General features: G+C 72.5%; 27 protein-coding genes. 14 read left to right on the top strand and 13 right to left on the bottom strand.

Translation table 11 applies throughout. The features are described 5' to 3' along the window. The gene (gene hemQ / locus AB0M39_RS15485) at positions 1-723 is read left to right on the top strand and encodes a hydrogen peroxide-dependent heme synthase (protein ID WP_365364334.1); all 723 of its coding nucleotides are present in this window, start codon (positions 1-3) and stop codon (positions 721-723) included. Between the two features lie 64 nt (positions 724-787). Here the strand turns inward: hemQ and AB0M39_RS15480 are convergent, their stop codons facing one another. The 7 genes from AB0M39_RS15480 to AB0M39_RS15450 all read right to left on the bottom strand — a co-directional run bounded on the left by AB0M39_RS15480 (position 788) and on the right by AB0M39_RS15450 (position 8,359). Next, complete coding sequence (locus AB0M39_RS15480) at positions 788-2,389, bottom strand: alpha/beta hydrolase (RefSeq protein ID WP_365364332.1); 1,602 nt, start codon at positions 2,387-2,389, stop codon at positions 788-790. Between the two features lie 114 nt (positions 2,390-2,503). After that, entirely contained in the window at positions 2,504-3,286 is a 783-nt protein-coding gene (locus tag AB0M39_RS15475; protein ID WP_365364330.1) for a TIGR04222 domain-containing membrane protein, read from the bottom strand. A 63-nt stretch (positions 3,287-3,349) separates the two neighbouring features. Then, the gene (locus AB0M39_RS15470; RefSeq protein WP_365364328.1) at positions 3,350-4,105 is read right to left on the bottom strand and encodes a DUF4142 domain-containing protein; all 756 of its coding nucleotides are present in this window, start codon (positions 4,103-4,105) and stop codon (positions 3,350-3,352) included. A gap of 84 nt (positions 4,106-4,189) precedes the next feature. Then, positions 4,190-5,200, bottom strand: a complete 1,011-nt coding sequence (locus AB0M39_RS15465; protein ID WP_365364326.1) for a TIGR04222 domain-containing membrane protein — start codon at positions 5,198-5,200, stop codon at positions 4,190-4,192. 5 nt (positions 5,201-5,205) lie between these two features. Further along, complete coding sequence (locus AB0M39_RS15460; protein WP_365364359.1) at positions 5,206-6,597, bottom strand: DUF692 domain-containing protein; 1,392 nt, start codon at positions 6,595-6,597, stop codon at positions 5,206-5,208. A gap of 123 nt (positions 6,598-6,720) precedes the next feature. Beyond that, positions 6,721-7,503, bottom strand: a complete 783-nt coding sequence (locus AB0M39_RS15455) for a DUF4142 domain-containing protein (RefSeq protein WP_365364324.1) — start codon at positions 7,501-7,503, stop codon at positions 6,721-6,723. Between the two features lie 112 nt (positions 7,504-7,615). After that, entirely contained in the window at positions 7,616-8,359 is a 744-nt protein-coding gene (locus tag AB0M39_RS15450) for a peptidyl-tRNA hydrolase (protein WP_365364322.1), read from the bottom strand. An 82-nt stretch (positions 8,360-8,441) separates the two neighbouring features. Between AB0M39_RS15450 and AB0M39_RS15445 the strand changes: the two genes are divergently transcribed. The 4 genes from AB0M39_RS15445 to AB0M39_RS15430 are packed head-to-tail and all read left to right on the top strand — an operon-like array spanning position 8,442 to position 10,954. After that, a complete protein-coding gene (locus tag AB0M39_RS15445; RefSeq protein WP_365364320.1) occupies positions 8,442-9,119 on the top strand; it encodes an AIM24 family protein in 678 nt (225 codons plus the stop codon). Between the two features lie 44 nt (positions 9,120-9,163). Continuing rightward, positions 9,164-9,991 (top strand): ATP-binding cassette domain-containing protein, encoded by an 828-nt coding sequence (locus tag AB0M39_RS15440; protein ID WP_365364318.1) that lies wholly within the window; start codon positions 9,164-9,166, stop codon positions 9,989-9,991. After that, positions 9,988-10,680, top strand: a complete 693-nt coding sequence (locus tag AB0M39_RS15435; protein ID WP_365364316.1) for an ABC transporter — start codon at positions 9,988-9,990, stop codon at positions 10,678-10,680. The genes AB0M39_RS15440 and AB0M39_RS15435 overlap by 4 nt, the downstream gene beginning before the upstream one ends. A 10-nt stretch (positions 10,681-10,690) precedes the next feature. Continuing rightward, positions 10,691-10,954 carry a hypothetical protein gene (locus AB0M39_RS15430; protein ID WP_365364361.1) on the top strand — a complete coding sequence of 88 codons (264 nt, stop codon included), beginning with the start codon at positions 10,691-10,693 and terminating at the stop codon, positions 10,952-10,954. A gap of 55 nt (positions 10,955-11,009) precedes the next feature. Here AB0M39_RS15430 and AB0M39_RS15425 read toward each other — a convergent pair whose 3' ends face one another. Beyond that, positions 11,010-11,990, bottom strand: a complete 981-nt coding sequence (locus tag AB0M39_RS15425) for a polysaccharide deacetylase family protein (protein ID WP_365364314.1) — start codon at positions 11,988-11,990, stop codon at positions 11,010-11,012. Positions 11,991-12,179: 189 nt separating this feature from the next. Here AB0M39_RS15425 and AB0M39_RS15420 point away from each other — a divergent pair, with 189 nt between their 5' ends. Beyond that, positions 12,180-13,670 carry a S1 family peptidase gene (locus AB0M39_RS15420; protein WP_365364312.1) on the top strand — a complete coding sequence of 497 codons (1,491 nt, stop codon included), beginning with the start codon at positions 12,180-12,182 and terminating at the stop codon, positions 13,668-13,670. A gap of 183 nt (positions 13,671-13,853) precedes the next feature. On the opposite strand, the gene AB0M39_RS15415 is transcribed toward AB0M39_RS15420, so the two are convergent. Next, entirely contained in the window at positions 13,854-14,429 is a 576-nt protein-coding gene (locus AB0M39_RS15415; RefSeq protein WP_365364310.1) for a MarR family transcriptional regulator, read from the bottom strand. A gap of 98 nt (positions 14,430-14,527) precedes the next feature. Here AB0M39_RS15415 and AB0M39_RS15410 point away from each other — a divergent pair, with 98 nt between their 5' ends. Continuing rightward, the gene (locus AB0M39_RS15410) at positions 14,528-14,941 is read left to right on the top strand and encodes an organic hydroperoxide resistance protein (RefSeq protein ID WP_365364308.1); all 414 of its coding nucleotides are present in this window, start codon (positions 14,528-14,530) and stop codon (positions 14,939-14,941) included. 131 nt (positions 14,942-15,072) lie between these two features. On the opposite strand, the gene AB0M39_RS15405 is transcribed toward AB0M39_RS15410, so the two are convergent. The 3 genes from AB0M39_RS15405 to zapE all read right to left on the bottom strand — a co-directional run bounded on the left by AB0M39_RS15405 (position 15,073) and on the right by zapE (position 18,097). After that, complete coding sequence (locus AB0M39_RS15405; protein ID WP_365364306.1) at positions 15,073-16,431, bottom strand: alkaline phosphatase PhoX; 1,359 nt, start codon at positions 16,429-16,431, stop codon at positions 15,073-15,075. A gap of 131 nt (positions 16,432-16,562) precedes the next feature. Further along, complete coding sequence (locus AB0M39_RS15400) at positions 16,563-16,991, bottom strand: OsmC family protein (protein WP_365364304.1); 429 nt, start codon at positions 16,989-16,991, stop codon at positions 16,563-16,565. A gap of 35 nt (positions 16,992-17,026) precedes the next feature. Further along, complete coding sequence (gene zapE, locus AB0M39_RS15395) at positions 17,027-18,097, bottom strand: cell division protein ZapE (RefSeq protein WP_365364302.1); 1,071 nt, start codon at positions 18,095-18,097, stop codon at positions 17,027-17,029. Positions 18,098-18,134: 37 nt separating this feature from the next. Here zapE and AB0M39_RS15390 point away from each other — a divergent pair, with 37 nt between their 5' ends. The 4 genes from AB0M39_RS15390 (at position 18,135) to msrB (ending at position 21,492) form a co-directional block, all read left to right on the top strand. Then, on the top strand, positions 18,135-18,938 hold the full coding sequence (locus AB0M39_RS15390) for a pyrimidine reductase family protein (RefSeq protein ID WP_365364300.1): 804 nt from the start codon (positions 18,135-18,137) through the stop codon (positions 18,936-18,938). Between the two features lie 107 nt (positions 18,939-19,045). Then, positions 19,046-19,516, top strand: a complete 471-nt coding sequence (locus tag AB0M39_RS15385; RefSeq protein ID WP_365364298.1) for an indole-3-glycerol phosphate synthase — start codon at positions 19,046-19,048, stop codon at positions 19,514-19,516. A 153-nt stretch (positions 19,517-19,669) separates the two neighbouring features. Continuing rightward, positions 19,670-21,067 (top strand): UDP-N-acetylmuramate--L-alanine ligase, encoded by a 1,398-nt coding sequence (gene murC / locus AB0M39_RS15380; protein ID WP_365364296.1) that lies wholly within the window; start codon positions 19,670-19,672, stop codon positions 21,065-21,067. Between the two features lie 20 nt (positions 21,068-21,087). Continuing rightward, the gene (msrB, locus tag AB0M39_RS15375) at positions 21,088-21,492 is read left to right on the top strand and encodes a peptide-methionine (R)-S-oxide reductase MsrB (protein WP_365364294.1); all 405 of its coding nucleotides are present in this window, start codon (positions 21,088-21,090) and stop codon (positions 21,490-21,492) included. Between the two features lie 141 nt (positions 21,493-21,633). Here the strand turns inward: msrB and AB0M39_RS15370 are convergent, their stop codons facing one another. Continuing rightward, on the bottom strand, positions 21,634-22,023 hold the full coding sequence (locus tag AB0M39_RS15370) for a VOC family protein (RefSeq protein WP_365364292.1): 390 nt from the start codon (positions 22,021-22,023) through the stop codon (positions 21,634-21,636). A 57-nt stretch (positions 22,024-22,080) separates the two neighbouring features. On the opposite strand from AB0M39_RS15370, the gene AB0M39_RS15365 reads away from it, so the two are divergent. The 3 genes from AB0M39_RS15365 (at position 22,081) to AB0M39_RS15355 (ending at position 25,041) form a co-directional block, all read left to right on the top strand. Further along, entirely contained in the window at positions 22,081-22,704 is a 624-nt protein-coding gene (locus AB0M39_RS15365) for a nucleoside/nucleotide kinase family protein (protein ID WP_365364290.1), read from the top strand. Between the two features lie 183 nt (positions 22,705-22,887). Beyond that, positions 22,888-23,841: a hypothetical protein gene (locus AB0M39_RS15360; RefSeq protein ID WP_365364288.1), complete on the top strand. Its 954-nt coding sequence runs from the start codon at positions 22,888-22,890 to the stop codon at positions 23,839-23,841. 75 nt (positions 23,842-23,916) lie between these two features. After that, positions 23,917-25,041 (top strand): aminopeptidase P family protein, encoded by a 1,125-nt coding sequence (locus tag AB0M39_RS15355; RefSeq protein ID WP_365364286.1) that lies wholly within the window; start codon positions 23,917-23,919, stop codon positions 25,039-25,041. Positions 25,042-25,206: the final 165 nt, after the last annotated feature.

Genomic DNA, 25,206 nt, shown 5'->3' with positions numbered 1-25,206 from the left:
ATGAGTGCGCCAGAAAAGATTCCGAACGCAGGCAAGAAGGCCAAGGACCTCAACGAGGTCATCCGGTACACGCTGTGGTCCGTCTTCAAGCTGCGCGACGTGCTTCCCGACGACAGCACCACCCGCTCCGGGTACGCCGACGAGGTCCAGCAGCTGTTCGACCAGCTCGCCGCCAAGGACGTCACCGTCCGGGGCACGTACGACCTCTCCGGGCTGCGCGCCGACGCCGACGTCATGATCTGGTGGCACGCGGAGACCGCGGACGAGCTCCAGGAGGCGTACAACCTCTTCAGGCGCACCGGGCTGGGCCGCGCGCTCGAGCCGGTCTGGTCGAACATGGCGCTGCACCGCCCCGCCGAGTTCAACAAGTCGCACATCCCGGCCTTCCTGGCCGACGAGACGCCCCGCGACTATGTGAGCGTCTACCCCTTCGTGCGCTCCTACGACTGGTACCTGCTGCCCGACGAGGACCGCCGGCGCATGCTCGCCGACCACGGCAAGATGGCCCGCGGCTACCCCGACGTGCGCGCCAACACGGTCGCCTCCTTCTCGCTCGGCGACTACGAGTGGCTGCTGGCCTTCGAGGCCGACGAGCTGTACCGCATCGTCGACCTGATGCGTCACCTGCGCGCCTCCGAGGCCCGTATGCACGTGCGCGAAGAGGTCCCGTTCTACACCGGCCGGCGCAAGTCGGTCGCGGATCTGGTGGCCGGGCTCGCCTGAGTCCCGAAAGCCTGACGGCCGGGTCCGCGCGGTGCGGACCCGGCCGTCCATCTGACCCGGAAGATCAGACGGCGTGCGGCAGCTTCGGCTGTGCGGCCCGCCGGTCCAGCGACACCGGGTCCGGCTCCGGGTGCGGCGCGCATTCAGCGCGCCGCACCGGCGTCTGTCCGCTGAGCAGATACGTCTCCAGATGGTCGTTGACGCACTCGTTGGAGCCGCCGCCGATGCCGTGCGTGCCGGCGTCCCGCTCGGTGATCAGCACCGAGCCCTTCAGCCGCCGCCACAGCTCGCGCGCCCCCTCGTACGGCGTCGCCGCGTCCCTCTCGGCCGCCAGGATCAGCGTCGGGGGCAGCGCGCCCCACTCCGTGCCGACCTCCACGGGCTGCTGCCGCTGCGCGGGCCAGAACGCGCACGGCAGGTTCATCCAGACGTTGTCCCAGGTCTCGAAGGGCGCGCGCCGGGCAAGCTCGGTGTTGTCGCGGTCCCAGACCTCCCACTCCTCGGGCCACGGCGCGTCGTTGCACTCGACCGCGGTGTAGACGGCGGCGGCGTTCTCCGCCTCGCGCGCGTCCCCTGCCTTCGGCGCGGCCTGGTCGACCAGCGGCTTCTCGTTGCCCTTCAGATACTCCGAGAGCGCGGTGGCCCGCAGCGGCCAGTAGTCGTCGTAGTAGCCGGCGCCGAGGACGGCCGCGTGCAGCTGGCCCGGGCCCACCGCGTCGCCGGCGGGCTTCTCGGCGAGAGCGGCCTTGACCTTCTCGTAGCTGCGGGCGACCTGCTCGGGCGTGGTCCCGAGGCCGTAGGCGTCGTCGTGCCGGGCGACCCAGGCGCGGAAGTCCGCCCAGCGGCTCTCGAAGGCGAGCGACTGGTCGAGGTTGTTGCGGTACCAGATCCGCTCGGACGCCGGGTTGACCGCCGAGTCGAAGACCATGCGGCGCACATGCGAGGGGAACAGGGTCGCGTACAGCGCGCCGAAGTACGTGCCGTACGAGGCGCCCATGAAGGTCAGCCGGTCCTCGCCGAGCGCCGCCCGCAGCACCTCCAGGTCGCGGGCGTTGTTGAGGGAGTTGTAGTGGGCGAGCGAGGGACCCGCGCCGCGCGCGCAGCCCTGGGCGTACGCCTTCGCCTGCGCGACGCGCTCCGCCTTGTAGGAGGCGGAGGGGTTCTCGGGCGCGAGGGTGGGCGCCGTGCGGAAGTCGGCCGGGTCCTGGCAGGAGAGCGGGGCGGAGCGGCCCACTCCGCGCGGTGCGTAGCCCACGAGGTCGTACGCGCCGGAGATCCGCTTCCACGCGGGCAGCGGCGCGGCGAGCGGGAAGTACATGCTCGAGGCCCCGGGGCCGCCGGGGTTGTAGACGAGCGCGCCCTGGCGCTCGGTCTTCTTGCCGCTCGCCTTGACGCGGCTGACGGTCAGGGCGATCTGGCGGCCGGCCGGGTTGTCGTAGTCGAGCGGGACCTCGACCGTGCCGCACTGGACGGGCGAGGGCAGCATCTCGGCCTTGGGGCAGGGGCCGAAGGCGATCTTGGCCGCGGCGGCGCGTTGCACGGCGAGGGCGGTGCCGTGGGCGTCGACCGGATCGGCCGCGGCGCCGCCCGCCGGGGCGACGGCGAGGGTGGCCAGGACCAAGGAGCCGAGGCCTGCCACAGCCCCGTACTTCGCAACTGCTCTCATCGCGTTCCCTTCGCGTGCGGACGTCGGAAGGGATCCTTGGTGCGGTATTTAATGATGTAAAGCACAAAGGTCCGGTGTCGGATGCTGTGACCCCTATGCGTGAAACGGCTCGGGTCAACGGCCCCGCTGCGCCCGGCGACCGCCGTCCGAGAGCACCGCGCGCAGCGCCGGATCGTCTATGGCGTGCACGCCGCCGACGGCGACCGCGGTCAGCAGCGCGCGCTCGCCGCCGTCGGTCCCCGGGGCGAGCGAGCAGAGCAGCCGCCGGCCGTCGGGCGAGGCCCAGCGGGTGTACGGGAGGACCTCGATGCGCGCTATGGCCAGCGAGCCCAGGGCGAGCAGCAGGGGGAGCGCGAACCAGGAGAGCACCGGCGCCGGCGGCTGCGTCTGGTCCTGGGGGAGCGTCAGCAGGGTGAGAGCGGCCAGCGCCAGCGTGAGCACGGCGGAGCCCTGCACGGCGCGCACGGCCGAGGCCACCTGCGAGCGCTGCGCGTCGGGGACCGCGAGTCCGGCGCGCACCAGGCGGTCGGAGAGCGTCCGCATCGAGTCGGCGGCCGACGCGGCGGACCGCACTGTGGCTATCCGGGCCTGGCCGGCGGGTCCGATCGCCCCGATGACCGAGCGCTCCAGCTCGTCCTCGCCCTCCGGGTCGACGACCGTGGCCCAGCCCGTGTGGGCCAGCAGCAGCCTGCGGCGGCGGTGCATCGAGAAGAGCGTGAGCTCGGCGACCCGGTGCGGGCCGCCCGCCAGGAACGCGGCCTCGTACAGGCTCAACTGCCGCCCGGCGTCCGCTCGCCTGGGCGTGGGGCGGGCGGCCTCGACGGCGGCGAAGCAGAGCCGGGCGCAGCTGACGCCCGCGACCGTCCACGCGACGAGCAGGAACAGGACCCAGAACATGGCCGAGTTGTACGCGAGTCGCCCTTGAGCGCGCCATGTATTTTCACCATACAAGACCGGGCGTTACCGGTTCGTGACCTCGGAGCGGGGGCGGGACGCGGCGGGCGGCAGGGGGAAGGACGGGGTCGGCGTCGGGGTGACCGGCGCGGCCGGCGGCACGTCCGCTTCGGGGTCCGGGGGCAGCGGTCCGGTGGGGCTCGCGGTCGCGGTGGCCGCGGAGTCGTCCGCTATGGCGTCGTAGTCGACGAGACCGGTGGCCTCCAGGACGTTGATGTGGTCCAGGACCGTGGTGTTGGCGTCGTCGGCCAGCGCGCGCACCAGGGTGTTGCGGGTGCTGTCGCGGATGTCGGCGACGAGGGAGAAGACCTTGCCGTGGGCGCGGCGAAGGATGTTCGCGAACTTGGTCTCGTACTCCCGGCCGCTCGAGTCGGTGAACTCCTTGAGCCAGCCCTGCTGCTGCTCGGACGGCTGGCTGGGCAGCTCCATGTTGAGCCGCGCGGCCACCTCGCGGACCCGGGCGTCGAGATAGGTGTGGCCCTCCACGAGATGCTCGCCCGCCTTCTTGACCGCGACGCTGGGCGCCCGGGCGACGGCCTGCTGCCCGGCGGGCAGCTCCCACAGGCCGGCGAGTCTGACGCGGACGAGGAAGTCCCGGTCGGCGGCGGACAGCGGGCCGTACGGCGTCGGGACGGAACCGGCCCGGAGACTGGCCTGGCCGGTTCCGGCCCGGTCGTCGTAGGACCAGACGGGAAAGACGATCGCGGCGACGGTCGCCGTCAGGGCGACGACGATCAGGCCGTTGCTTGAGAGGTAGCGCATAACGCCTCCTGCGTGCGGTCCAGCACGCTAGTCGGCGCAGGCAAGATCCTGTGGGCGGTTGGGCGAAGTGTGAGCAGGGCTACGTCAGGAGCTGCTGCCGCAGCTGGAGCCCCCGCTGGAGGAGCTCGAACAGCTGGAGCCGCTGGAGGAGCTGGAACAGCTCGACCCGCCTCCGGAGGAGCCCCCGCAGCTGGAGCTGCCGCAGTCGGAGCCGGGGGAGGAAGCGCACCAGACGATCGCGGCGGCCGTGTACGGGTCGGTGGAGCCCGAGACGTGCCGGGCGACGCGGACCCGCGCGGCGGCGGTCAGCTGCGCGCGGAACGCGGGGTCGGCCACGGCGGGCAGGCCGTACAGAGCGACGGCGTGCGCGGGCGAGTAGGCCTGGGGGTACTCGGCGGCGTACGCGCGCAGGGCGCGGGTCCCCGCGCGGGTGACCCGGCGGCGGGCGCGCGTCGCCATCGTGAAGCCGATCACCGCGCCCGCGATCAGGGCGGGGGCGACCATCAGAAGGAACGGAGGGCCGACGTCGGACGTTTCCTCCATCCCGTTCTCGCCGAGTTCGAAGTCGGGCTCTGCCAGGGTCGTATCGTCGGGGAAGACCATGTCGAAGGCGGTGAGGATGAAAGACGGGGGCAGGGCCAGCACGCTCGCCACGCCCTGCGCGGCGCCCCACAGAGCCAGCGCCCTGTTCTGGCCGGGCGGAGTCATCAGCCCTCGCGCGGCGAGGCTCTGGCCGATCTGCTGCACGGCGGGCGTGCGCATCACGGCGAGCCGCAGCGTGTGGAGTGCGCCGCTCGGCGCGAGCGCCAGCTGCTCGAACACCGCGTGCTCCACGGGGTCGTGGGCGACGGGACGGTGTACGGAGACGATGCCGGGGCCGCCGACGGCGATCCGGCCGTCGGCCTGGAGCGCGGCGAGGGCGCAGTCGACGACCCGGGAGGGACCGCCGCTGACGAAGGCGGCCTCGTAGACGTCCTGGATCCGGTCGCCGCCGGGCGGGCCGTGCTGGGCGCGCTGGGCGGCGGACACCTGGATGACGAGCAGCGCCGAGGACAGCCCGAGGACGGCATAGACGCAGACTGCGATGACGACCATGTCGGTCACCTCCTGACGAGAGCGGCGCGGGCGGCACGGACGAGGCGGGCGGCCCTGCCCGGCGGATGGGGCGCCGAGCGCTCCTCCCACCAGCGGGTCAGCTGCCTGCGGGCTCGCTCGTCGGCGGGGCGCCCGGCCACGAGCAGATGCTCGACGAAGTCGAGGGCGTCACGGCGGTAGCCGCCCTGCATGGGGCGCGACTTGGCGTAGGCGAGGAAGGCGGGGCGGTACTCGCCGCCCAGCGTCTCGGCGATCTCGGGCGCGACCTTCCGTACGACGTCGGCCCGCTTCGCGGCGAGCGCCCGGCTCTGCACGCGCATCCGCTGCGAGTCGAAGCCCTCGGGCACGGGGGTGCCGGCGACGAGGGAGGAGAGCACGGCGGCCTGAGCCAGCCCGACGCGCTCACGGGCGGCGGGGTCGTCGGGGGCGGGAGCCTCGGGGGATTCGGGGGCGTCGGCGGGTATCGCCTGGGGCGCCTGGTTTGCCTGGACTGCGGGCGCCTCGCCCGCCTCGCCCGCCAGGATCGCCTCGCCCGCCTGGGGCGCCGTCAGCCGGGCGCCCTGTGCCGCTGCCGCTGCCGCTGCCGTCAGCGTTTCGCGGATCCTGCCCAGCTCCGCCGCCAGCTCCTGCTCCGGCGGAAAGTCGTCGTCCCGCTCCAGCAGCACTCCGGGCGGGCTCACCCGGCTGCGCAGTTGGGTCAGGATGTCCAGGACGGGCTGGGCGACCGGGTGGGCGTGGGTGTCGTGCCAGACGCCGTCGCGCTCCAGCCCGCCGGCCACGTGCACGTACGCGATGGACTCCACCGGCAGCTCGTCCAGCGCCTTCGCCGGGTCCTCGCCGCGGTTGACGTGGTTGGTGTGCAGGTTCGCCACGTCGATCAGCAGGCCCACGCCCGTGCGCTCCACCAGCTCCGCCAGGAACTGGCCCTCCGTGAGCTCCTCGTCGGGCCAGGCGATCAGCGCCGCGATGTTCTCCAGCGCCAGCGGGACCGGGAGGCAGTCCTGGGCGATGCGGACGTTCTCGCAGAGCACCTTCAGCGCGTCCCACGTCCGCGGCACGGGCAGCAGATGGCCGGCCTCCAGCTGCGGCGACGCGGTGAGCACGCCCCCGGCCCGTACGAACGCGATGTGCTCCGTCACGAGCGGCGCGCCCAGCGCGGTCGCCCGCTCGGCCAGGTCGGCGAGGCGCTGCTCGCTGGGACGGTCCGCGCCGCCCAGCCCCAGCGAGACTCCGTGCGGGATGACCCGCGTGCCGCGCTCGCGGAGCCGGGAGAGCGAGGCGGGCAGATGGCCGGGGCAGACGTTCTCCGCCACGACCTCGACCCAGTCGACGCCCGGCAGCCGCTCCACCGCGTCCGCGATCTCCGGCCGCCAGCCGATTCCGATGCCCAGCTCCATGGTGTCCCCCTCCTCCGCGCCGCCGGACGACGGTGCGTGTGCAGAGCTCATGGCCCCGCGGGACGACCGCGAATCCAGAGGAGGGGACGTTCAGAGCAACATTTGAGGTTCCGGGCCTCGGCCCTACCCCGCGGGCTGTGGTTCCGGCGCCTCGGGGCGGTTGGTGTTGACCGTGCCCGGCGCGACCGGCGACGGGCTGGAGGTGACCGTCTGGCCCGCCGAGGGCACCGCGGGCTGCGGCGCCGGCGGCAGGTTGCCGTTCGGAGGCGGCGGCCCGCTCGGGCTGGCGGTCGCTCCGCCCGCGGCCTCGTTGGCGATGGCGTCGAAGTCGACCATCCCGGTGTTCTCCAGCATGGTGATGTGGTCCAGCACCGTGAGGTTGGCGTCGCTCGCCAGCTGGCGTATCAGCGTGTTCCGCGTGGTGTGCCGCACCTGGGCGACCAGTGCGAAGACCTTGCCGTGGGCGTTGCGGAGCAGGTTGGCGAACTTGTACTCGTACTCCTTGCCGCTCGCCGCCGACAGCTCCCGCAGCCAGCCCTGCTGCTGCTCGCTGGGCTGGTTGGGCAGGGCGACGCCGAGCTTCGCCGCGACGTCGCGGGCGCGCTTGTCCAGGTCCGAGTGACCGACGACGAGGTGGTCGCCCGCGTCCTTGATCGCCTTGCTGGGGGCGCGCTCGAGCGCCTGCTGTCCGGCCGGCAGCTCCCAGAGCCCGGCCAGCCTGACCTTGACCAGGAAGTCCCGGTCCGTTGCCGACAGCGGACCCCACTGGGTGGCCACGCTCGACGCGTTGAGATTGTCCTGACCGGTACCGGACCGGTCAGCGTAGGACCAGACAGGGAAGGCGAGAGCGCCGACCGTCACGACCAATGCCGCGATGATGAGTGCTGATCCGTTGATGCGCCGCAACAATGTGCCTCCAGAGCCGATGCGTTTACACGGCAACCAACCGCTTAAGCGGGCCGAACCTCTCGGCCCCGCTGGATGGTACTGGGAGGTACGTAAGCCGGAGCCGTAGCGTTCAGCGCCGCAGCGACGGATGGTCCGAGACCACCGTGCACGACCCCGGGGCGATCTCCGTGAAGCCCGCGTCGCGGACCACCGGCAGGTCGCCGGACGTCGTCAGCTCGTGCCACCGCGTCGGGTCCGCGGTGCGGACGGCGAGGGGGAAGCCGGCCTCCCGCCACGTCTTGCGGTCCGCCTCGGACAGCTCCCACCACGCGAGGTGCGCGCCGTGGCCCGCCTGGGCCATCGCCTTGCCCGCCGACATGTCGAGGGCCGGGCTCAGCCACAGGACCGCGCCCGTCGGATCCGGGGACGGGGGCGGCTCGGGGTCGTCCAAGTCGGTGCCCGAGACCTGGAGTTTGGCCAGCTCCTTGGGCCAGCCGTCCAGCGGGACCGGCGGGAAGACCCGTACCTCGGCCGTCCGGCCGGTCACCGTGATGCCGTCCAGCGCCGAGGCCTTGCGCCACTCCGCGCCCCGCGCCCGGCGGACCACCTTGCGGATGCGGGCGTCCTGCCAGTCCCGCATGGCCTGCGCCCACTCGCCCTCGGCCAGCGACCGCTCGTCGCCGAGGATGTGCAGCACCGCGCGCGCCGCCGTCTCCAACGCGTCCGTACGCGCCGGGGGATCGGTCTTCTCGATGTGCACCACCAGCGGCAGCACGAACTGCGGCGCCTCGTCGCGGGCGCTCGCACTCGGCACGGGGCTGTCGGAACTGTCGGGATCGCCGGATTCCGCGGGACGGGTCTCTTCGCTGCTCACCCGCCCAGTCTGCCAGCCGGGCCACGGCCGTTCTCCGAGGGCCTGTTGGCGGAAGGGAAGGCTCCGGGCGACGATGCACGGCATGAAGAGCGATCTGTTCACCACGGAGAACATGGCCCAGCCGGCCACCGTGCCCGGCATGACCCTCCAGAACGCCAAATCGATCAAGTACGCGGTCAACGGCGAGATGCACGCGCGGCAGGGCTCCATGATCGCCTTCCGCGGGAACCTCCAGTTCGAGCGGAAGGGCCAGGGCATCGGCGGCATGCTCAAGCGCGCCGTCACCGGCGAGGGCCTCGCGCTGATGGCCGTGCGCGGTCAGGGCGAGGCGTGGTTCGCGCACGAGGCGTCCAACTGCTTCATCGTCGACATCGAGCAGGGCGACGCCCTCACGATCAACGGCCGCAACGTCCTGTGCTTCGACGCCACCCTCTCGTACGAGATCAAGACGGTGAAGGGCGCCGGCATGACCGGCGGCGGCATCTTCAACAGCCTCTTCACCGGATACGGCAAGATCGCCGTCATCTGCGAGGGCACCCCCATCGTCATACCCGTCTCGCACCAGCAGCCCGTATACGTCGACACCGACGCGGTCGTGGGCTGGAGCGCCCAGCTCCACACCTCGCTGCACCGCTCCCAGTCCGTCGGCTCGATGATCCGCGGCGGCTCGGGCGAGGCCGTCCAGCTCAAGCTCGAGGGCGATGGGTTCGTGATCGTGCGGCCCAGCGAGCTCACCCCGCAGAAGGCGACGCAGAACTGAAGCTCCAAGGAGTCGGCCGCCGTTACGGCCTGAGCGGACCGTGGGTGCTGCGCGGAGTCGACCTCGACCTGCGCCCGCGCACCCTGGTCCGCGTCCAGGGGACCAACGGCAGCGGCAAGTCGACGCTGCTGCGGCTGATCGCCGGGATCGACGCGCCCACCGAGGGCGAGATCACCGGCCGGCCGCGCACCGCGTACGTCCCCGAGCGCTTCCCGGCCGCCCTGCCCTTCACCGCGTCCGGCTACCTGGTCCACCTCGGCCGTATCCACGGCCTCGGCCGCGCCGCCGCCCGGGCGCGCGCCGCCGAGCAGCTCGAGCGCTTCGGGGCGGCCGGGCACGCCCGTACGCCGCTGGCCGAGCTCTCCAAGGGAACCAGCCAGAAGGTCGCCGTCGCCCAGGCGCTGCTCGCGGACCCGGAGTTGCTGGTACTCGACGAGGCATGGACGGGCCTCGACACGGACGCGCGCGCGGAGCTCGACCGAGCCGTCGCCCAGCGGGTCGCGGCCGGAGGAACGGTCGTCTTCGTCGACCACGACCCGCGCCGACTGGCCGGCGCCGCGGACGCCCTGTACACGGTCGACGGGACCGCCCTGCTGCCCCGCACACAGGCGACCGGCCCCCAGGAGCAGGGCCCGCGGGTCCGGATCACGGCCTTGGGACCGCCCGGCGCTCCCGTGCCCGACGGGCTGCCGGGCGCGCCCGCGCACGAGCCGGGCCCGGACGGCAGCACGACCTTGACGGTGGCCGCGGTGCACTCCGACGCGCTGCTCACCGCCCTGCTCACGGCCAGGCCGCCCTGGCACATCCGCCGGTTGACGGACTCGGCGCCCGCCGCCGAGGCCGCCGCGACGACAAGGCACGCCACCTCATGACCGCGCTCCTCGGCTACCAGACCGCCCTGCTGCTGCGCTCCCAGCGCTGGCTGCCTCCCGTGCTGCTGTACGCCGCGTTCCTCTTCGTCGGCGTGCAGAGCGGACAGCCCGTGCTGGACTCGCTCGGCTGGGCGGCCGCCGCGCTGCTGCCGGTCACCGCCTGGCTCGTACGGGTCTGCGCCACCCAGGAGCCGCCCGCCGCCCGGGCCGTCGCGGCGGCCGCCACCAGCCCCCGCCGCGTTCACCTGGCCTCGCTGCTCGCCGCCGTGGCCTGCGCGGGCGCGCTGGGCGGCGTGGGCATCGTGGTCGTCGCGCTGATCAGCAAGCCGACGAGCGCGGACGGCCAGATCGCGGTGGCCCTGCTGCCGGCCGGGGCGGCCGGGCTGCTCGCCGCCGGGGTCTGCGTGCTGACCGGCGCGGCGGTCGGGGCGCTGTGCACCAGGCCGCTGCTGCACGGCCGCGGCTGGTCGATCGCGGTCACCGCGCTCGGCGCGCTGCTGGCCCTGGTGGCCAGCGGATCGCCCGCGCGGTACGCCGTGACCGGACTGGTCACCGGTTCGCGGACGGGGACGGTCCACCACCCCGTGCTGCCGCTGCTCGCGGCGGCCCTGATCGCGGGCGCGGCGACGGCGGCCGCCTGCCTGCTGAGCTCGGTTCGGGGCGCGGTCGGCGGGGGCGACGCGAGCTAGAGTCGTATATATGGACGACGGTATGGACGACGAGAAGCGGGCGGAGGCCCAGGACGTCTCGGATGCCGCGGTCGCCTCGGTTGCCTCGGACGCGTCAGATGCGTCGTACTGCGAGACGCCGGATTCCGCCGCGCCCACGGCCGCGGCCGGTCCGCCCTTCGCCGAGTGCGTGCTCTGCCGGAAGCCGACCGAGTACCCGGAGTCGGTGAAGGGCGCGACCCTCTGCCCCGTCTGCGAGTGGCAGGAAGCCGAGCGGACGGCGTGCTCCGGCTGACCACCGGGTTCCGCCGGCGGCGAGACGGCCGCGCTGAGCTCTATGGGGCGGCGCTCTACGGAGCGGCCTTCGCCGCCTGCCGGGTCTGCGCGCCCTCGTCCCGCATCAGCTCGGAGACCTTCACAAAGCGGTAGCCGCGCCTGCGCAGCTCGGGGACGATCCGGCGGATCGCCTGTTCGGTGACGGGGGCGGCGCTGCGGGTGCAGTGCATCACCACCAGCGAGCCCGGCCGTACGCCCGCCAGGACCTGCTCGGCGACCGCGTCCGCGTCCGTCGCGAAGGCGTCGCCGCTGACGACGTCCCACTGGACCGCCGTGACCTCGGCCGGGGCGATGGCGCGCAGCGCCTGGTCGTCGTAGCAGCCGCCGGGGAAGCGGAAGTACGGCACCACATTGCGCGCGCCCGCCTTCTGGAACGCGGCGAAGGCGCGGTCGACGTCCGCGCGCATCTCGCTCCGGTCGACGGCGGGCAGGCCGTAGCAGGGGGACGCGAAGGCGTGGTGGCTGTAGGAGTGATTGGCGATCTCGAAGAGCGGGTCGCCGCCGATCGCCTTCGTCTGGTCGGGGTACTCCTCGGCCCAGCGTCCGGTCATGAAGACCGTGGAGGGGACCTTCAGCCTGCGGAGGGCGTCGATCAGCGCCGGGTTGTCGAAGCGCTCGCCCTGGGCCGCCCGCGGTCCCTGATCGGCCGTCATATCGGCGTCGAAGGTGAGGGCGACGGTCTTGCCGCTCCGCGCGGCCGGGCCCAGCGCGCGCTCGAACACCGGCGTCAGCCCGCCGGGCCCCGGGGCCATGGTCGGCGGCCCCTTCTTCGCGGTCTGCGCCGTGTCAGCCTTCTCCTTCTCCTCTGCCTGCTCCGCCTTCTCGGCTTTCTCCGTCTCCTCCATCGGCTTGCCGGGCTGCGGGGACGCGGCCGCGGCGGTCGTTCTGGAGGGCGCGGGGGCGGCGGGGCCGCTGTCGGAGCCGTCGGCGCAGCTCACGAGTACGGCGCCCAGGGCGACGGCCAGCGTCGCCAGCCTTGGTGCAGAAGTGGTCACCGACGGAAACTATACGATCAATCCGATAATCGGTGTTTGCGGCACTCCGGCGTTCGGGTCATGCGCCGTCAGAAACTCTTCTTCCGACGGAGATGAACACAACTCTCGCCCCCTGCGTATCAACTGGCGGACGCGTCCCCCCGGTTCCAGATGCAATCGGGCTCCGTACCCCCCGCAGGAGGAGACGAGTTGAGTCACAGGCGAATACCCAAGCGCAAAGCCATACTTGCCGGAGCCGGAGCGGTGGGAATCGCTGCAGCCGCTGTGTTGCTGCCCCACGCCAATGCTTCGCAATCCGGATCCGGATCCGATGCCTCCGGCGCGGTGCCGAAGAAGATGAGTGCCGCATCGGCGGCAGAACTCATCGCGCAGCTCGGGAAGCAGCTGGGCGACTCTGCCTACGGCGGCGCCTATTACGACGCCGAGAAGCAGCAGATCGTCGTCAACGTCGTCGGCGACGACAACGACATCGACATCCAGGTGAAGAAGGCCGGCGCGGTGGCGCGCAGCGTGGAGAACAGCTTCGGCGAGCTGAAGTCCGCCACGGGCACGCTGGCCAAGAAGGCCACCATCCCGGGTACGTCCTGGGCCGTCGACCCGAGGACCAACCAGATCCTCGTCACCGCGGACCGCACGGTCACCGGCGACCAGTGGAACAGACTCGAGTCGACGGTGAAGTCGCTCGGCGGCATGGCCCGGGTGCAGAAGTCCAAGGGCGAGTTCAAGCCCTTCCTCGAAGGCGGCGACGCCATCTTCGGCGGCGGCTCGCGCTGCTCGCTCGGCTTCAACGTCACGGCACAGGACGGCAGCCCCGCCTTCCTGACCGCAGGCCACTGCGGCGTCGCGGCGGCGGAGTGGTCCGAGGCCCAGGGCGGCGCGCCGGTCGGCACGGTCCAGGAGGCGGTCTTCCCCGGCGAGGGCGACTTCGCCCTGGTGAAGTACGACGACCCCAACATCGACGCCCCGAGCGAGGTCGACCTGGGCAACGGACAGACGGTCCAGATCAACCAGGCGGCGGACGCGGCGGTCGGCCAGGACGTCATCCGCATGGGCAGCACCACCGGACAGAGCGACGGCCAGGTCACCGGCCTCAACGCCACCGTGAACTACCCCGAGGGCACGGTCACGGGCCTCATCCAGACGAACGTCTGCGCGGAGCCCGGCGACAGCGGCGGCGCGATGTTCTCCCAGGACGGCAGCGCGATCGGTCTCACCTCGGGCGGCAGCGGCGACTGCACCTCGGGCGGCGAGACGTTCTTCCAGCCCGTGACGACGGCCCTGGCCGCGGTCGGCGCCCAGATCGGCGCGGGCGACGGCGGTGCTGGTGACGGTGGCGCTGGTGACGATGCGGGCAACGCGGGTGCCGGGAACGCCGGCGCTGGTGACGACGCGGGCAACGCTGGTGCCGGGAACGCCGGTGCGGGCGACGACGCGGGCAACGCTGGTGCCGGGAACGCCGGTGCGGGCGACGAAGCGGGCAACGCGGGCGCCGGTGACGACGCGGGCAACGCCGGCGCCGGTGGCGACCTCGGCAACGGTGGCGATGCTGGTAACGGCGGCGACCTCGGCAACGGCGGGGCCGGCGGCGACGCCGGCAACGGCGACCTGGGCAACGGCGGCGCCGGTGACGCGGGAGACGCGGGCGCCGAAGACGACGGGCTCGGCCAGCAGCACGGCTGACACGTCGGCACCTCGTCGACTCAACCGGATACGGCAGTGATGGGTCCCGGGCGCCGGAAGGCGCCCGGGACCGGGGATGTTCCGGGCCGCCAGGGGCCCGTGGCATCCCCACACGCCGTAGACGGATCGGCGCCGCCTCTCGCGGCGCCGCCGTCTCACTCCTGCCGTCTCACTTCTCGCGTCTCACTCCCCGTCGGTCACGCAGCCGGGCGCGTCCGGGTCGGCCGTGTCGAGGCTCGCGGTCAGCGCCTCCAGTCCCGCCCGCAGCTGCCGGATCTGCTCCAGGCTCATGCCCGTGGCCGCCGCGATCCTGCGGGGCACGCCGAGCGCCTTCTCGCGGAGCTCCGCGCCCGCCTCGGTGGGCCGGGCGGTGACGGACCGCTCGTCCTCGACGCTGCGCCTGCGCTCCACGTAGCCCGCCGACTCCAGCCGCTTGAGCAGCGGGGACAGGGTCCCCGAGTCCAGCCGCAGATGCTCGCCGATGTGCTTGACCGGCAGCTCTCCGTGCTCCCAGAGCACCAGCATGACCAGATACTGCGGGTAGGTCAGGCCCAGATCCTTGAGCGCGGTCCGGTAGACGCCGTTGAACGCGCGCGACGCGGCGTGCAGCGAGAAGCAGATCTGGTGGTCGAGGCGGAGGAAGTCCGCCTCCGCCACATCCGCCAGCCGCGCCCCGGCCCCGGCCTCGGTCCCGGCGTCCGCTCCGGCGTCTGTCCTGGCCTGTGGCTTCTCCGTCGTCTGCTCGTCGGTCGTGTCCATGGGGACAGGGTACCCGCGCATCATTTGATTGTGCACAACTGAATTGTGTGCTCTACTTACGTCATCGGTTCCCCACGGACGAAGAGGGATGCACACTCATGGACGCGCTCTACACCGCTGTCGCCACCGCCAACGGCCGCGAAGGCCGTGCCGTCAGCTCCGACGGCCACATCGACCTGCCGCTCGCCTTCCCCCCGGCGCTGGGCGGCAACGGTCAGGGCACCAACCCCGAGCAGCTCTTCGCCGCCGGGTACGCCGCCTGCTTCGCCAGCGCGATGGGCGCGATAGGCCGCCAGGAGAAGATCGACGTCAAGGACGCCTCGGTGACCGCCGAGGTCAGCATCGGCAAGGACACCGACGGCGGCTTCGGGCTCTCCGTGATCATGCGCGTCGAGCTCCCCGACCACCTCCAGGGCGCGGCCGGCGACGACCTCCTCGCCAAGACCCACGCCTACTGCCCGTACTCCAAGGCGACCAAGGGCAACATCCCGGTCGAGCTCGTCATCGAGTAGTCACGACGTCGAAGTCCGCTTCCCGCGAGCGAGGGGCGGGGGCATCACCGGCCCCCGCCCCTCGTACGCTCCGATCGGACTACGACGGCAGCACGACGTCAGCGCTGCCCCAGCGCCGCCTCAACGCCGCCTCAACACCACGGCCCGGTCACCGCGAAGGTCGTCCCGGGCCGGTAGCAGTTGACGTACATCGTCTCCCCGTCCGGCGAGAAGGCGACCCCCGCGAACTCGCCCCACTGCGGCTCCTGGGGAGTGCCGATGTTCTGGGCGTTGCGCGCCATCGGGTAGACCTCGCCGCCCTTCGTCAGCCCGTACACATGCTGGCCGCCGTCGCCGTCCTCGCACACCATCAGACCGCCGCTGGGCGCGAGGCAGATGTTGTCCGGGGACTCGCCCGGCAGCTGGATGTCCGTGCTCGGGCCGAAGACGATCACCAGCGTGAGCCGGCGCTTGTGGGGCTCGTACTTCCACACCTGCCCGAAGTGGTCGCCCGCCGAGCCCGCCGCGCTGAGCGCGAAGCTGGAGACGAAGTACACCGACCGCCCGCCCCAGTAGCAGCCCTCCAGCTTCTGGGCGTGCGTGATGCCCTTGGGGCCGAAGTCCTGGAGCCGGATGGGGGTCTGCCTGGCCTGGCTGTCCGGCACGGGCGCCCACTCGACCCCGTCGAAGCTCGCGCCGGTCTCCTGGATCGCGGAGAGGTCGGGCACGCCCGGCACCCGCATGGCCTCCAGCGTGCCGCCCGCGCGCAGCGAGCCCGTGCCGCCCAGCGGCTTCTCGGGCAGGAAGCGGTAGAAGAGCCCGAACGGCCTCTCGAAGGCGTCCTCGGTCTCGTAGACGATGCCGCTCCTCGGGTCGACCGCGACCGCCTCGTGCTGGAAGCGGCCCATCGCGGTCAGCGGGACGGCGCCGGTGCGGCGCGGATTGGCGCCGTCGACCTCGAAGACGAAGCCGTGGTCCTTGGTGTAGCCGTTGGTCCCGGCCTTCTCCTCGTTCTCCTCGCAGGTCAGCCAGGTGTTCCACGGGGTGGGCCCGCCCGCGCAGTTGACGGCCGTGCCGGCGATGGCGACACGCTCTGAGAGAACGTTTCCTCGGCCGTCCAGCTCGAGCGCCGTACAGCCGCCCATGGCCATCGGGTCGTAGGTGAGGCCCTCGACCGTCGGCACGCCGAGCGTCGCGGAGTGCCGGTTCTCGTGGTTGCGGACGAGGTGCACCCGGCCGCGGCGGCCCGCGAGGGCGGCCATGCCGTCGTGGTTGCCGGGGACCTTGCCCTCGCCGGAGCGCAGCGCGTCGCCCTCCCGGGACAGCACCCGGTAGCGGAAGCCTCTGGGCAGATCGAGCAGTCCGGCCGGGTCGGGTACGAGCGGGCCGTAGCCGCTGTGGCCGCGCGCGGCCGCCGTGCCCGCGAAGAGCTCGGAGAAGGCGCCGGTGAAGGCGATGCCGGCGCTCAGCGCGCCGGTGCGGGCGAGGACTTGACGTCGTGTCGCAGACATTGGCAACTCCCTTTGGGGGCACCGCCCATGGCGAGGGCCGTGGGCGGTGAGGGATGTGACCCGCACGTGTGTATCACGCAGTTAACGTGAACGTAACCATGCGGGCCACTGTGCCTCACAAGGTCGCTGTGCTAGGCGAGCGACGCGCTCAGGGTGATGGTCGTGCCGGTCAGCGCCTGGCTCACCGGGCAGTTCGCCTTGGCGTCCTCAGCGGCCTTCACGAACGCGGCCTCGTCCAGACCCGGGACCTGGCCCACGACGGTGAGGTGGATGCCGGTGATGCCCTCGCCCGGCTGGAAGGTGACGTCGGCCTTGGTCTCCAGGCGGGTGGGCGGGGTGCCGGCGCCGGCGAGGCCGTGCGAGAAGGCCATGTTGAAGCAGCTGGAGTGCGCGGCCGCGATCAGCTCCTCCGGGCTGGTCCTGCCGCTCTGGGCCGGCTCGGTACGCGCCGCCCAGGTGACGGGGTACTCGCCGACGCCGGAGGAGTCGAGGCTGACGACGCCCTTGCCCTCGAGCAGGCTGCCTTCCCAAACGGTGTGCGCCTGACGCGTGGTGGCCATGATGGATCCCTTCAGATCGGGTTATGGCCCCAAACCTACTGCTCCACCAACGCCTTCGCGTCGCGCGCCAGCGCGGTGAGCCGTGAGATGGCGCGGAAGTACTTCTTACGGTACCCGCCGTTCAGCATCTCGTCGCTGAACAGCTTGTCGAAGGGCTGACCGGAGGCGAGCACCGGGACCTCGCGGTCGTAGAGCCGGTCGGCGAGCACCACCAGCCGCAGCGCGGTCGACTGGTCGGGGATCGGCTGGACGTCGGTCAGGCACACGGCCCGCACATCGTCGGTCAGCGCGCCGTATCGGCTGGGGTGGACCTTGGCGAGGTGCTCCAGCAGCGCGGGGAAGTCGTCGAGGGACGCGCCGGCGGTGGTGTACGCGGCCTTGGCGACCTGCTCGTCGGAGTACGGGGCGGGGGCCTCGGGCAGCCCGCGGTGGCGGTAGTCCTCGCCGTCGATCCGCAGCGGGCGGAAGTGCGCCGAGAGACCCTGGATCTCGCGGAGGAAGTCGGCGGCGGCGAACCGGCCCTCGCCCAGCTTGCCGGGCAGCGTGTTGGAGGTGGCGGCGAGAGCCACGCCCGCCTCGACGAGCTTTCCGAGCAGCGTCGAGACCAGGACGGTGTCGCCCGGGTCGTCCAGCTCGAATTCGTCGATGCACAGCAGCCGGTGGCCGCTCAGCGTCCGCACGGTCTGCTGGAAGCCGAGGGCGCCGACGAGGTTCGTCAGCTCCACGAAGGTGCCGAAGGCCTTGAGCGAGGACTCGGCCGGCGTGGCGTGCCACAGGGAGGCGAGCAGATGGGTCTTGCCGACGCCGTAGCCGCCGTCCAGATAGACGCCGCGCGGGCCCGCGGGGGCGGCGGGCTTCTTGGCGAACCACTTGCGCCGGCCGGCGCCGCTCGCGTGCGCCCCGCCCAGGCCCGCGGCGAACGAGCTCAGCACGGAGACCGCCTCGGTCTGGCTGGGCTGGCGCGGATCGGGGACGTATGTGTCGAAGCGGACCGAGTCGAAACGCGGCGGCGGGACCATCTCGGCGACCAGACGGTCGGCGGGTACGAACGGCTCGCGGGCGCACAGGGACTGCGGGGCGGCTTCGGCTATGGGGCTGGTCGGCACAGTTCTCCACTGTAAGCGCCGTGAAAGACTGCAGAGTATGCGACGCCTGTTCCCTGTGACCGACCCGACAGCCGACTCCGCAGCCGCCCGGCCCGCCGGCCCCGCACCCGACCCGACCGCCGACCGCGAGTGGTCGCTCGACGAGCTGGCCGAGACGTACGCGTATCCGCCGGGTGACGGACCGTGGCTGCGCGCCAACATGGTCTCCTCGCTGGACGGCGCGGCCCAGCACGAGGGCACCTCGCGGGCCATCTCCTCCGGCACGGACATGCGGATCTTCGGCACCCTGCGCGGGCTGGCCGACGTGATCGTGGTGGGCGCGGAGACGGTACGGCTGGAGAGCTACCGGCCCGCCCGCGCCCGCGAGGCCTTCGCGGCCCGGCGCGCGGCGGCCGGGCAGGGCCCCGCGCCCGCCATCGCCGTGGTCACGGCCTCGCTCGACCTCGACTTCACGCTGCCGCTCTTCAGCGAGCCCCCCGTCCCCACGCTCGTGCTGACCGGGGCCGGCGCGCCCGCGGAGCGCGTCCACGCGGCGGAGAAGGCGGGCGCCGAGGTGATCGTCGCCGGGGAGGGGCCGGGGGTGGAGCCGGCCAGGGCCGTACGGGCGCTCGCGCGGCGCGGCATGGTGCGCCAGCTCACCGAGGGCGGGCCGCGGCTGCTGGGTCAGTTCGTCGCCGCCGGAGTGCTCGACGAGCTGTGTCTGACCCTGTCGCCGGCGCTGGTCGCGGGGAACGCCCAGCGCATCGCCGACGGCCCCTCGCTGACCGTTCCCGAACGGTTTGCCCTGGCTTCGGTACTGGAGGAGGCAGGGTTCCTTTTCACCCGCTACCGTCGCATCTGACAATCGGCGGAATTTGCCGTTCCGGTTAGCTTCCGCTGGGCACACTTACTCTCGCAGAACCCCGTGCGGGCACGGGGAAGGATGGTTTCCGCAGAAGGGCTCCTGACGTGTTCACAAGCGTATTGATGATCGAGAAGCCCCTGACGTCGGAAGACGTGGAATTCGTCACGACTCTGCACGGGGCCGAGGGCGTGTCGTTCGTCGTGCTGATGCAGCCCCGCGGAGACCAGGCAGACGTACTGCTGCGCGCCATCGACGACGTGGCGATCGGCGAGCTGAAGGACGCGGTCCGCGAGGGCGAGGAGCCCGCGGGCCAGGCGGCCAAGCCCCTCGCCGACCGCGCCCTGGAGCACTCGCTGGCCCTGCTGCGGGCCGCCGGCTGCGAGGCCGTGGGCCAGGTCGTCGAGGACCATCCGCTGGACAAGATGAAGGCCGTGGTGGACGAGTCGGACGCCGACGAGGTGATCGTCCTGACCGAGCCGCACTACGTGGAGGAGTTCTTCCACCGGGACTGGGCCTCGCGGGCGCGCCACAAGGTCGGCGTCCCGGTGCTCAAGCTCTTCGCGCACAGCGAATAGGCTGGACCCTCGCACATACGCGGACGCGCACTGCCGCCGGGGACCGGCGCCCGTGCTCGTACGCCTACGTGCGGCACGTAGATCTTGCTCGCACATCTTGCTCGTACAACTTGTTCGTACATCTTGGCTCGTACATCTTGGGGAGACACACGCATGGCACCCGCCGTCCCTAGCGCCATGGAACGCCCGCACTTCATCGGCATCGGCGGCGCCGGGATGTCGGGCATCGCGAAGATCCTCGCCCAGCGCGGCGCGAAGGTCGCGGGCAGCGACGCCAAGGAGTCGCCGACCGCCGACGCCCTGCGCGCGCTCGGCGTGACCGTCTGCATCGGCCACGCGGCCGAGCATCTGGCGGCCGACGCCAGCTGCGTCGTCGTCTCCAGCGCCATCCGCGCCGACAACCCCGAGCTGGCGCGCGCCGCCGAGCTCTCCATCCCGGTCCTCCACCGCTCCGACGCGCTGGCCTCCCTGATGACCGGCCGCCGCTCGATCGCCGTCGCCGGCACCCACGGCAAGACCACCACGACCTCCATGCTGGCCGTGGCCCTGACCGAGCTGGGCGTCGACCCGTCGTACGCCATCGGCGGCGACCTCGAGGGGCCGGGGACGAACGCCCGCCACGGCGAGGGCGACATCTTCGTCGCCGAGGCCGACGAAAGCGACCGCAGCTTCCACAAGTACGCCCCCGAGGTCGCGATCGTCCTCAACGTCGAGCTGGACCACCACGCCAACTACGCCTCGATGGACGAGATCTACGACTCGTTCGAGACCTTCGTCGGCAAGGTCGTGCCGGGCGGCACGCTGGTGATCTCGGCGGACCAGCCGGGCGCCGTCGAGCTGACCGCCAAGGTGCGCGAGCTGACCACGCTCAAGGTCGTCACCTACGGCGACGCCGAGGGGGCGGACGTACGCGTCCACAAGGTCACCCCGCGCGGGCTGACCAGCGAGGTCACCGTCGTGCTGGACGGCCGCTTCCTGACCTTCACCGTCTCGGTCCCCGGCCGGCACTACGCCCACAACGCCGTCGCCGCCCTCGCCGCGGGCGTCGCCCTCGGGATCCCCGCGCACAACCTCGCGTCGGCCATCGGCAAGTACACCGGCGTCAAGCGCCGCCTCCAGCTGAAGGGCGAGGCCGCCGGCGTCCAGGTCATCGACTCCTACGCGCACCACCCGACCGAGATGACCGCCGACCTCGAGGCGATGCGCGGCGCCGCGGCCGACGCCCGGCTGCTGGTCGTCTTCCAGCCCCACCTCTTCTCCCGCACCCAGGAGCTGGGCAAGGAGATGGGCGAGGCCCTCGCGCTCGCGGACTCCTCCGTGGTCCTGGACGTCTACCCGGCCCGCGAGGACCCGATCCCGGGCGTCACCAGCGGCCTGATCATCGACGCGGCCCGCGCGGCGGGCGCGAACGTCACGGCCGTCCACGACCGGACGAACGTCGCCGACGTCGTCTGGGGAATGGCCAAGCCCGGCGACGTCGTTCTCACGATGGGCGCGGGCGACGTCACGGACCTCGGTCCCGTCATCCTGGCCCGCCTGTCCGGCCGGTAGACCTGAAGGAGCCGAATCACATGCCGTACGACGTCGAGAAGCCCGACGAGCAGTGGCGCGAGGAGCTGTCCCCGGCGGAGTACCAGGTGCTGCGCCAGGCCGGCACCGAGCCGGCGTTCGTCGGCGAGTACACGGACACCAAGACGCCCGGGGTCTACTCCTGCCGGGCGTGCGGCGCCGAGCTGTTCCGCTCCGAGGCGAAGTTCGACTCGCACTGCGGCTGGCCGTCCTTCTACGACCCGAAGGACACGGACGCGGTCGAGCTGATCGAGGACCGCTCCCACGGCATGCAGCGCACGGAGGTCCGCTGCGCGCGCTGCGGATCGCACCTGGGGCACGTCTTCGAGGGCGAGGGGTACCCGACCCCGACGGACCAGCGGTACTGCATCAACAGCATCTCGCTGCGCCTGGCGCCGGAGGCGTGACGCCCGAGAGCTGAACGCCCGAGGGCTTTGGGCCTCCCAGGGAGCCAGACTCCTGACGCGTGAGCCGGCGAAGGCCGGTCCCCGCCGCATCCGCGGCAGGGGGCCGGCCTTCGGGGCCGTACGCGGGGCGCCCGCCGCGCGTCACGCGGGCTGGAGCAGGTCCCAGCGGTTGCCGTACAGGTCCTCGAAGACGGCGACCGAGCCGTACGTCTCGTGCCGCGGCTCCTCCAGGAAGCGGACGCCCGCCGCGGTCATCCTGGCGTGGTCGCGCGCGAAGTCCTCGGTGTGCAGGAAGAAGCCGACCCGGCCGCCCGTCTGCGCGCCGACGCGTCCGCGCTCGGCCTCGTTCTTGGCGCGGGCCAGCAGCAGCGCCGAGCCGGCGCCCGCCCCGGACGGGCGCACCACCACCCAGCGGCTGCCGTCGCCGCGATCGGTGTCCTCGACCAGCTCGAAGCCGAGGGCGTCGGTGTAGAAGGCGATGGCCTCGTCGTAGTCGCGGACGACGAGGGTGACCAGAGCGATGAACGACATAGACACCACGTTATACGTATGACCAGCGGGGATCAACGCAGTGGAACAATGCGTCGCATGACCGCCCAGCCGCCCCCGCCGCACCTCGTGGACCGCGCCCGCGCGCTCGCCGTGCCCGGCCGCCGCCGCATCCTGGGCCTCGCCGGGGCGCCCGGCGCGGGCAAGTCCACCCTCGCCGCCCGCCTGGTCGACGCGCTCGACGGCCTCGCCGTCCTCGTCCCCATGGACGGCTTCCACCTCGCCCAGGCCGAGCTCGTACGCCTCGGCCGCGCCCACCGCAAGGGCGCGCCGGACACCTTCGACGCCGCCGGTTACGCGGCTCTGCTCACCCGTCTGCGGGCAGCCGACGCGACGGCGTACGCCCCCGCCTTCGACCGCGCCCTCGAAGAGCCGGTGGCGGGCAGCATCCCGGTCGCGCCCGGCGTCCCGCTCGTCGTCACCGAGGGGAACTACCTCCTCCACGACGAGGGCCCCTGGGCGCAGGTCCGCCCGCTCATCGACGAGGTCTGGTTCCTGGAGCTCGACGCCGAGGTGCGGGTGCGCCGGCTGGTCGACCGGCATGTGCGGTTCGGGAAGGAGCGGCCGTACGCGGAGCGCTGGGTCCAGGACTCCGACGAGGCGAACGCCCGGCTCGTCGCCCGCGGCCGAGGCCGCGCCGACCTCGTCGTGCCGATGTCCTAGCGCCGCGGACCTCGTCGTGCGGATGTCCTGGCGTCGTGCGGATGTCCTGGAGTCGCCGACGTCTTCGCGCGATGCCACGGCGCCGCCGTCCGCCGATGCCCCGCGCTCTGACTGCGTTCATCGGCGATGGGTACGCTCAAGGTCCTGGCACCAGAACCGGCATGCGGGCGGAAGGCGGGCGACGTGGGGCTGTTCCGGCGAGGGCCGAAGCGCGACGGACGCGATGCGCCCCGGGACCCCGAGTTCTCCTTCTTCTCGGTCGAGGAGGGGGCGCGCTTCCGCGGCCAGGTGCGCGAGGCGTTCGCCGAGCAGGGCCTGGAGGTGACCGTCTACGCGGACGTGGTGTCCGACAGCGCGGGCCGTCAGTTCGGGCTCGGCAACCTCGCCGCCGTCTGCCACAACGACGACCGCGGGCCGCGGTCCTGGCCCGAACTCGTCCGCCAGCACGTCGGCATGGTGCTGCGCACCATGGAGGCGCCGTCCGCGCTGGACACGCTGCCGGCCGAGCAGATCCGCGCACAGCTCTACCCTCGGGTCGTCGGCGCGGACGGGCTCAACTCCGAGCACTTCGTCTACGCGAGGCCCCTCGCGCCCGGCCTGTTCGAGATCCTCGCGCTCGACCTCCCCGAGAGCGTCATGATGCTCACCGACGAGGCCCTCGAACCGCTCGGCGACCTCGACTACCTGCGCGAGCAGGCGCTGTACAACCTCAGGGGCCTGCCCCTGGAGGCCCATGAGACCGTCAAGGACACCGGCGGCATGCGCTTCGAGGTGGTCCTCGGCGACTCGTTCTTCACCGCGAGCCGGGTCCTGACGCTGGACAGCGTCGTACGCCAGGTGCTCGGCCAGGAGCTCCCCGCCGACGGCGCGCTGGTCGCGATGCCCTTCCGGCACCAGCTCGCCTTCCACGCCATCCACGACACCACGATGATCCCCGCGCTGAACGCCATGGCGTCCTTCGCCGCCACCGGCTTCGAGGACACGCCCGGGGCGATCAGTCCGTACGTCTACTGGTGGCACGACGGCACGCTCACCCAGCTCAGCGACCGCGAGGAGGACGGCGAGGGCCTGCGGATCGTGGTCGGCGACGAGTTCCAGGAGCTGTTGGAGCGTCTGGTGGCGGACGAAGAGGACTGAGAATCCCCGGCGGGGGGCTGGGCTCGCGTCCGGGCGCCCCTGCGGGCAGGATGATCCCGTTGACGAGGAGGCCCCATGTCCACGACGCCCGCTCCCTTCACCGCCGACGACTACCGGGCCCGGATGGCCCGCGCAGCCGAGGCCGCCGCCGACGCGGGGCTCGCGGGACTGCTGATCGCGCCCGGCCCCGACCTGGTGCATCTCACCGGCTACCGGCCGACCGCCGTCACCGAGCGGCTCACCGTGCTCGTGCTCGCCGCCGGGCGGGACCCGGTCCTCGTCGTCCCCGCCCTGGAGGCCGCGGACGCCGAGCACGCCGTCGGCGCGCCCGCGCTGACCCTGCGCGACTGGACCGACGCCAAGGACCCGTACGCCGCAACCGCGCCGCTCCTGGACGCGGGCGGCCGCTTCGGCGTCAGCGACAACACCTGGGCCCTGCACCTGCTCGGCCTCCAGCAGGCGCTGCCGGGCACGTCGTACGTCGCGCTGACCGAGGCGCTGCCCATGCTGCGCGCGGTGAAGGACGCGCACGAGCTGGAGCGGCTGGCCGCGGCGGGCGCGGCCGCGGACGCGACGTACGAGGAGATCCTCAAGGTCCGCTTCTCCGGCCGCAGGGAGTCGGACGTCGCCGCCGACCTCGCCGCGCTGCTACGGCAGTTCGGCCACTCGCAGGTGGACTTCACGGTCGTCGGCTCCGGCCCGAACGGCGCCAATCCGCACCACGAGGCGGGCGAGCGGACCATCGAGCAGGGCGACATGGTCGTCCTCGACTTCGGCGGCCTCAAGGACGGCTACGGCTCCGACACCTCCCGCACCGTCCACGTCGGCGACCCCACCCCGGCGGAGCAGCACATCCACGAGGTCGTCCGCGAGGCGCAGCAGGCCGGAGTCGACGCGGTGAAGCCCGGGGCGGCCTGCCAGGAGGTGGACCGCGCGGCGCGCGAGATCATCGAGGAGGCGGGCTACGGCGACCTGTTCATCCACCGCACGGGCCACGGCATCGGCGTCACCACCCACGAGCCGCCCTACATGATCGAGGGCGAGGAGCTGGAGATGGTCCCGGGCATGTGCTTCTCGGTGGAGCCGGGCATCTACCTCCCGGGCCGCTTCGGCGTCCGCATCGAGGACATCGTGACGGTGACGGAGGACGGCGGGAAGCGCCTGAACAACACGGCACGCGAGATGGCGATCGTGGAGTAGCCCGTTTGCTTCAGCCCTATTCAGCCCCGCCGGCGTTTGGGGCGGGCATTTCAGCCTCGCCGGTGCTTGAGCCGCAACCTAAGCCTCGCCGGCGTTTGAGGCGGGTACTTAAGCCCCGCCGGCGATTGAGGCGCGGGGTCCGGGGCAGCGCCCCGCGGGAAACCC

Source organism: Streptomyces sp. NPDC051907, from assembly GCF_040681075.1.
GTDB lineage: Bacteria > Actinomycetota > Actinomycetes > Streptomycetales > Streptomycetaceae > Streptomyces.
Note: the sequence above shows the minus strand (reverse complement) of the source record. Positions and strands in the feature narration are given on the sequence as shown.

What these genes read in the sequence shown, in the direction of transcription:
- hemQ (WP_365364334.1), top strand. Translation starts at nt 1, where the DNA reads ATGAGTGCGCCAGAAAAGATTCCGAACGCAGGCAAGAAGGCCAAGGAC.
- AB0M39_RS15480 (WP_365364332.1), bottom strand. Translation starts at nt 2,389, where the DNA reads ATGAGAGCAGTTGCGAAGTACGGGGCTGTGGCAGGCCTCGGCTCCTTG.
- AB0M39_RS15475 (WP_365364330.1), bottom strand. Translation starts at nt 3,286, where the DNA reads ATGTTCTGGGTCCTGTTCCTGCTCGTCGCGTGGACGGTCGCGGGCGTC.
- AB0M39_RS15470 (WP_365364328.1), bottom strand. Translation starts at nt 4,105, where the DNA reads ATGCGCTACCTCTCAAGCAACGGCCTGATCGTCGTCGCCCTGACGGCG.
- AB0M39_RS15465 (WP_365364326.1), bottom strand. Translation starts at nt 5,200, where the DNA reads ATGGTCGTCATCGCAGTCTGCGTCTATGCCGTCCTCGGGCTGTCCTCG.
- AB0M39_RS15460 (WP_365364359.1), bottom strand. Translation starts at nt 6,597, where the DNA reads ATGGAGCTGGGCATCGGAATCGGCTGGCGGCCGGAGATCGCGGACGCG.
- AB0M39_RS15445 (WP_365364320.1), top strand. Translation starts at nt 8,442, where the DNA reads ATGAAGAGCGATCTGTTCACCACGGAGAACATGGCCCAGCCGGCCACC.
- AB0M39_RS15435 (WP_365364316.1), top strand. Translation starts at nt 9,988, where the DNA reads ATGACCGCGCTCCTCGGCTACCAGACCGCCCTGCTGCTGCGCTCCCAG.
- AB0M39_RS15430 (WP_365364361.1), top strand. Translation starts at nt 10,691, where the DNA reads ATGGACGACGGTATGGACGACGAGAAGCGGGCGGAGGCCCAGGACGTC.
- AB0M39_RS15415 (WP_365364310.1), bottom strand. Translation starts at nt 14,429, where the DNA reads ATGGACACGACCGACGAGCAGACGACGGAGAAGCCACAGGCCAGGACA.
- AB0M39_RS15410 (WP_365364308.1), top strand. Translation starts at nt 14,528, where the DNA reads ATGGACGCGCTCTACACCGCTGTCGCCACCGCCAACGGCCGCGAAGGC.
- AB0M39_RS15405 (WP_365364306.1), bottom strand. Translation starts at nt 16,431, where the DNA reads ATGTCTGCGACACGACGTCAAGTCCTCGCCCGCACCGGCGCGCTGAGC.
- AB0M39_RS15400 (WP_365364304.1), bottom strand. Translation starts at nt 16,991, where the DNA reads ATGGCCACCACGCGTCAGGCGCACACCGTTTGGGAAGGCAGCCTGCTC.
- AB0M39_RS15390 (WP_365364300.1), top strand. Translation starts at nt 18,135, where the DNA reads ATGCGACGCCTGTTCCCTGTGACCGACCCGACAGCCGACTCCGCAGCC.
- murC (WP_365364296.1), top strand. Translation starts at nt 19,670, where the DNA reads ATGGCACCCGCCGTCCCTAGCGCCATGGAACGCCCGCACTTCATCGGC.
- msrB (WP_365364294.1), top strand. Translation starts at nt 21,088, where the DNA reads ATGCCGTACGACGTCGAGAAGCCCGACGAGCAGTGGCGCGAGGAGCTG.
- AB0M39_RS15370 (WP_365364292.1), bottom strand. Translation starts at nt 22,023, where the DNA reads ATGTCGTTCATCGCTCTGGTCACCCTCGTCGTCCGCGACTACGACGAG.
- AB0M39_RS15365 (WP_365364290.1), top strand. Translation starts at nt 22,081, where the DNA reads ATGACCGCCCAGCCGCCCCCGCCGCACCTCGTGGACCGCGCCCGCGCG.
- AB0M39_RS15355 (WP_365364286.1), top strand. Translation starts at nt 23,917, where the DNA reads ATGTCCACGACGCCCGCTCCCTTCACCGCCGACGACTACCGGGCCCGG.